This window comes from Inquilinus sp., assembly GCF_039594555.1.
GTDB lineage: Bacteria > Pseudomonadota > Alphaproteobacteria > DSM-16000 > Inquilinaceae > Inquilinus.
The window spans coordinates 1-5,478 of sequence record NZ_JBCNNF010000448.1; the positions used below are offsets into that span (position 1 = coordinate 1).

General features: G+C 71.4%; 5 protein-coding genes and 1 pseudogene. All 6 read left to right on the forward strand.

Annotated features, from left to right (window positions below; all coding sequences use genetic code 11):
- Window positions 1–953, forward strand: a 953-nt coding sequence (locus tag ABDW35_RS31270; RefSeq protein WP_343717754.1) for an ABC transporter ATP-binding protein, incomplete at its 5' end; no start/stop codon positions are given.
- Window positions 950–1,933: an oligopeptide/dipeptide ABC transporter ATP-binding protein gene (locus ABDW35_RS31275; protein ID WP_343717755.1), complete on the forward strand. Its 984-nt coding sequence runs from the start codon at window positions 950–952 to the stop codon at window positions 1,931–1,933. The genes ABDW35_RS31270 and ABDW35_RS31275, both read left to right, overlap by 4 nt.
- Window positions 1,934–1,979: 46 nt before the next feature.
- A complete protein-coding gene (locus ABDW35_RS31280) occupies window positions 1,980–2,804 on the forward strand; it encodes a creatininase family protein (RefSeq protein WP_343717756.1) in 825 nt (274 codons plus the stop codon).
- A gap of 50 nt (window positions 2,805–2,854) precedes the next feature.
- Entirely contained in the window at window positions 2,855–3,913 is a 1,059-nt protein-coding gene (locus tag ABDW35_RS31285) for an extracellular solute-binding protein (RefSeq protein ID WP_343717757.1), read from the forward strand.
- A gap of 4 nt (window positions 3,914–3,917) precedes the next feature.
- The gene (locus tag ABDW35_RS31290) at window positions 3,918–4,973 is read left to right on the forward strand and encodes an ABC transporter ATP-binding protein (protein WP_343717758.1); all 1,056 of its coding nucleotides are present in this window, start codon (window positions 3,918–3,920) and stop codon (window positions 4,971–4,973) included.
- A pseudogene (locus ABDW35_RS31295) lies at window positions 4,970–5,478 on the forward strand (hypothetical protein); the annotation flags it as partial. The gene ABDW35_RS31290 and the pseudogene ABDW35_RS31295, both read left to right, overlap by 4 nt.

The following is a 5,478-nucleotide window of genomic DNA, read 5'->3' on the forward strand; positions in this document are numbered from 1 at the left end:
CCGTCGAGATAGCCACCCCGCGCGGAACCATCCGGCCGGTCGAGGATGTCTCGCTGTCGGTCCGCCCCGGCGAGACCATGGCCATCGTCGGCGAGAGCGGTTCGGGCAAATCCGTCACCGCCACCGCTCTGATGGGCCTGCTGCCGCCGGCGGCCCGGCCGGTAGCCGGCGCCGCCTGGCTGGGCGACCGCGACCTGCTGCGGCTGGATGAGCCGGCCCTGCGAGCGTTGCGCGGCGGCGCCATGGCCATGGTGTTCCAGGACCCGATGAGCAGCCTGAACCCGGTGCACCGGGTCGGCGACCAAGTGGCCGAGGCGATTCGGGCCCACCGCCCGATGCCGGCCGCGAAGGCTCGGGCCGAGGCGCTTTCCCTGTTCCGGCGCGTCGGCATCGCCGACCCGGAGCGGCGGCTGGACGCCTGGCCGCATGAGCTGTCGGGCGGCATGCGCCAGCGCGTGATGATCGCCATGGCGCTGGCCAACCGCCCGGGCCTGCTGATCGCCGACGAGCCGACCACGGCGCTGGACGTCACCGTCCAGGCCCAGATCCTGGAGCTGCTGGCCGAGCTGCAGCGCGAGACCGGCACCGCGATGATCTTCATCACCCACAGTCTGGGCGTGGTCGCCGAGATCGCCGACCGGGTCACGGTGATGTATGCCGGCCAGGTGGTCGAGCAGGGCGATGCCGCCGCGGTGTTCGCAGCCCCCCTGCACCCCTACACCCGCGCGCTGCTGGCGGCGACGCCGGACGGCGACGGCCAGCCCGCCGGCATCCCCGGCGTGGTGCCGCAGCCCCACGCCTTCCCGGCCGGCTGTCGCTTCGCGCCGCGCTGCAGCCATGCCGTGGCGGCTTGCGAAGCGGCGCCTGTCGCGCTCGATGAAGTCCAGGACGGCCGGCTGACCCGCTGCATCCGCTGGTCGGAGCTGGCGAACGCAGCGGAGTGCGCGGCATGACCACCCTATCGGCGACGCCGCTGGTCGAGGCGAAGGGCCTGTCCAAGATCTTCCACACCGGCGGCCTGTTCCGGCGCGGCCGCTTCGTCCAGGCCGTGCGCGGGGTGGATGCCGGCGTGGCCCGCGGCGAGGCGCTCGGCGTCGTTGGCGAGAGCGGCTCGGGCAAGAGCACGCTGGGCCGGATGATGCTGGGGCTGATGCCCGCCAGCGCCGGGACGGTCAGCTTCGACGGCCGGCCGCTGGGCCGACCCTCCGGGCGCGACTGGCGGGCGCTGCGCCGGCGCATGCAGATCGTGTTCCAGGACCCCTATGGCAGCCTGGACCCGCGCCGCCGGGTCGGCGCCCAGATCGCCGACGGCCTGGCGATCCACCGCATCAGCGAACCCGGGCAGCGCGCCGAGCGCGTGGCCGCACTGCTCGAGCGGGTCGGCCTCGACCCCAGCCACGCGCAGCGCTACCCGCACGAATTCTCCGGCGGACAGCGCCAGCGCATCGGCCTGGCCCGGGCCCTGGCCAGCGGGCCGGACTTCCTGGTGGCCGACGAGCCGGTCTCGGCGCTGGACGTCTCGATCCAGGCCCAGATCGTGCAGCTGCTGGGCGAGCTGCGCCGCGACCTGGGCCTGGCCCTGCTGTTCATCAGCCACGACCTGCCGGTGGTGCGGCATCTCTGCGACCGGGTGATCGTGATGTATCTCGGCCGGGTGATGGAGGAAGGCCCGGCCGAGGCGGTCTTCACCAGCCCGGCCCACCCCTATACCCGGGCCCTGATCTCCGCGACGCCGCAGCTGCACCCGGACCGCCGCGCCGACCGCATCCTGCTGGCCGGCGACCCGCCGAGCCCTTCCAACCCGCCCTCCGGCTGCGTCTTCCGCACCCGCTGCGCCCATGCGCGGCCAGCCTGCGCCGAGGCGGTGCCGGAGCTGCGCCCCCACGGCGAAGCCCGCCGTGTCGCCTGCATCCGGGCCGAGGAGATCGCCTGAATGACGATCCGGCCCGACCACCGACCTGCCGACGAGGAGTAGAGCTTTGGCCGCGAAGACGGAACCGAAGGTGCATCTGGGCACCATCACGGGCGGCGAGGCCCGCGAGACCCTGGCGCAGAACCCGGTGATCCTGCTGCCGATGGGCAGCCATGAGGACCAGGGCCCGCACGCGCCGATGGGCGACTACCTGCTGGCCGAGAAGATCGCCGAGCTGGCCGCCATCCGCGCCAGCCAGCGCGGGGTCCGCACCCTGGTGGCGCCGGTGCTGCCCTATGGCGGCGTCGACTGGTTCGCCCCGATGATCGGCGGCATCGCCCTGAGTCAGGCGACCCTGACCAGCGTCATCACCGACATGGTGTCGTCGCTGCACAAGACCGGCCTGACCCGGCTGGTCGTCATCAACGGCCATGGCGGCAATGTCGGGCCGATCGCCGAGGTGGCGCGCGGCCTTTACCTGCGCGACGGCACGGTGCTGCCCAGCCTGTATCTGTGGCGCATCGGCTACGGCCTGTTGCCCGGCATCGTCGGGGCCGAGAATTCCGCCAAGGTCGCCGGCCATGGCGCCGACCCGCTGACCAGCATCGGCCTGCACTTGTTCCCGGAGCTGATGCGCCCGGAGATGATGCCGACCGAGCGGCCGGCGAAGCGCGACCCGGTGCTGGACCTGCCCTTCACCGGGCTCGGCACCGCCAGCTTCGACGGCGCCGAGATCGGCATGCCGAACCAGTATGACGAGGTCTACACCCTCGGCGTCGGCAAGGGCGATCCGCGGCTGTGCTCGACCGAGACCGGCGCGGCGCTGACCGAGAAGCTGACCGAGATCTGCGCCCGTTTCGTCGCCCATTTCGCCGGCAAGGTCCCGGCCTGAGGGCCGGGTTCAACATCGCCCCGCATGGGGCCAACAAAGGGGGCTTCCAGATGCTGACGCGCCGTCTCCTGCTCCAGACCGGGGTCGCGACCCTCGCGGCCCCGGCGATCCTGCGGGCCCAGTCGCCATCCGGCGAGATCCGGCTGATGTCCTATGCCGACGGCACCTTCCAGGACAATTACATCAAAACCGTCATCGAGCCGTTCCAGCAGGCCTTCCCGGGCGTCAAGGTCAACTATGCGCCCGGCGGCAGCTCGGCCGAGATGCTGGGCAACATCCGCGCCCAGAAGGCGGACCCGCAGATCGACGTCATCATCATGGACGTCACCGCCTCGAATATCGGCAATGCCGAGGGGCTGTTCGACAAGCTGACCCCGGCCGAGGTGCCGTCGCTGGAGGAGTTGGTGCCCGAGGCTCGCGCCGCCGGCGGCGAGTTCGGCCCGGCCGTGACCTTCGACCATCTGGTGCTGGTCACCGATGCCCAGAACCTGAAGCCCCCGCTCGCCAACTTGGCCGATCTCTGGCGGCCGGACCTCAAGGGGCAGCTGGCGATCAGCGCGCCGCCGAACATCCAGGGCCTGGCCCTGACCGTGATGGTCGAAAAGATGCTGGGCGGCGACTACCGGCAATCGGTCGACGCCGCGATCAAGAAGCTGGCCGAGCTGGCGCCCTCGGTGAACACCTGGAACCCCAATCCCGACGGCTACTCGCTGATCCAGAATGGCATCGTCCGCGTCGCCACCGGCTGGAACGCACGGTCGCAGCGCAAGATCGACGAGACTGAGGGCAAGCTCGGCGCGCTGCTGCCGCCGGAAGGCTCGGTGTTCCAGATCAACACCATCAACCTGACCGCCGGGTCGAAGAACCGCGCGACGGCCGTTGCCTTCATCAACCACGCCCTGTCGCAGCAGTCGCAGAAGGCCTTCACCGAGCGCGTGTTCTATGCGCCGACCAACGGCAAGGCGCAGATCGACCCCAAGGTCCTGTCCCGCACCGCCATCGCGCCGGAGAACCGCAGCCGCATGATCGACGTCGACTGGAGCGAGATCGTCAAGGTGCGCGACAAGTGGAACAACCGCTGGCGCCGCGAAGTGATCTCGGCCGGGTGATCCGATGAGCTATCTCCAGCTGCAGGGCCTGGCCAAGCATTATGGCAGCTTCGTCGCCGTCGACGATGTCTCGCTGACGGTCGGCCGGGGCGAGGCGGTGGCGCTGCTTGGCCCGTCCGGCTGCGGCAAGACCACGACGCTGCGGATGCTAGCCGGGCTGATCGCGCCGGATGGCGGCACCATCCGGGTCGACGGCGCCGACATCACCCGCGAGCCGGCCCATCGCCGCAACATGGGCTATGTCTTCCAGTCCTACGCGCTGTTCCCGCATCTCAGCGTGGCACGCAATGTCGGCTTCGGGCTGGAGGAGCGGCGCGTGCCCCGCGCCGAGGCCGCCGCCCGGGTCGAGGAGGCGCTGGCCATGGTGCGTCTCGGCGCGCTGGGCGGGCGCCGCCCGCGCGAGCTGTCCGGCGGCCAGCAGCAGCGCGTGGCCCTGGCGCGGGCCCTGGTGGTCCGCCCCTCGGTGCTGCTGCTCGACGAATCCTTGTCCAACCTCGACGCCAAGCTGCGCGACGCGATGCGGCACGAGATCCGCGATATCCAGAGGTCGCTCGGCATCACCACGCTGTTCGTCACCCATGACCAGGTCGAGGCGCTGACAATGTGCGATCGGATCGCGGTGATGAATCGCGGCCGGGTCGAGCAGGTCGGCACGCCGGAGGACATCTACGAACGCCCGGCGACGCGCTTCGTCGCCGATTTCGTCGGCCGGGCCAACATCCTGCCGGCGACCCGGGAGGCCGACGGTCGCATCGCCCTGTGGGGCACGGCGCTGCCGGTGGCGGTGCCACCGGCCGGCGAGATCGACATCTTCGTCCGGCCGCAGCGCATCCGCCTGGCGCCGGTGTCCGAGCCGGCTTCGGAGGGTGTGGCCCGCATCCGCGGCCAGGTCTCGCACAGCGTCTTCATCGGCGACCGGATCGAGGTCGTGGTCGAAGGCGCCGGCGGCCAGCTGAGCGTCGAGATGCCGTCCGGCCAGCGCCCGCCGGCCGAGGGCATGGAGGTCGCGGCGATCTGGCCGGCCGAGGACACGCTGGTGTTCCCGCGCGAGGCGCCATGACCGACGTCCCGCACCCCCTCGCCGCCGAGCGCCCCGCCCTGCCCCGCGGCCGGCGCCTGCCGCTGCCCGTGCTGGTGCTGCCGGCGGCGCTGTTCGTGCTGGCCATCTATGTCTGGCCGACGCTGGGCCTGTTCCGCACCGCCTTCAACGAGGTCGGGCCGACCGGCGCGATGGTCGAGGCCTGGTCGCTGCAGACCACCCGCGAGGTCTTCGCCGACAGCTTCACCGCCGAATTGACCCTGAATTCTCTCTGGCTGTCGTTGGTGGCGACCGCCCTGGCGCTGGCGCTGTCCTACCCGGTGTCGCTGTTCCTGTTCCGCACCAAATCGCGCTTCCGCGGCCTGCTGGCCGTGGTCGCGATCATGCCGATGCTGGTGTCCGGCGTGGTGCGCATCTTCGGCTGGCTCGCCATCCTCGGCGACCGCGGCCTGGTCAACGGCATCGCCCAGTGGCTTGGGCTGATCAGCACGCCGATGCGGCTGGTGTTCAACTGGACCGGCGTCAC

Coding starts and splice junctions, on each gene's coding strand:
- ABDW35_RS31285 (WP_343717757.1), top strand. CDS start 2,855: ATGCTGACGCGCCGTCTCCTGCTCCAGACCGGGGTCGCGACCCTCGCG.
- ABDW35_RS31290 (WP_343717758.1), top strand. CDS start 3,918: ATGAGCTATCTCCAGCTGCAGGGCCTGGCCAAGCATTATGGCAGCTTC.
- ABDW35_RS31275 (WP_343717755.1), top strand. CDS start 950: ATGACCACCCTATCGGCGACGCCGCTGGTCGAGGCGAAGGGCCTGTCC.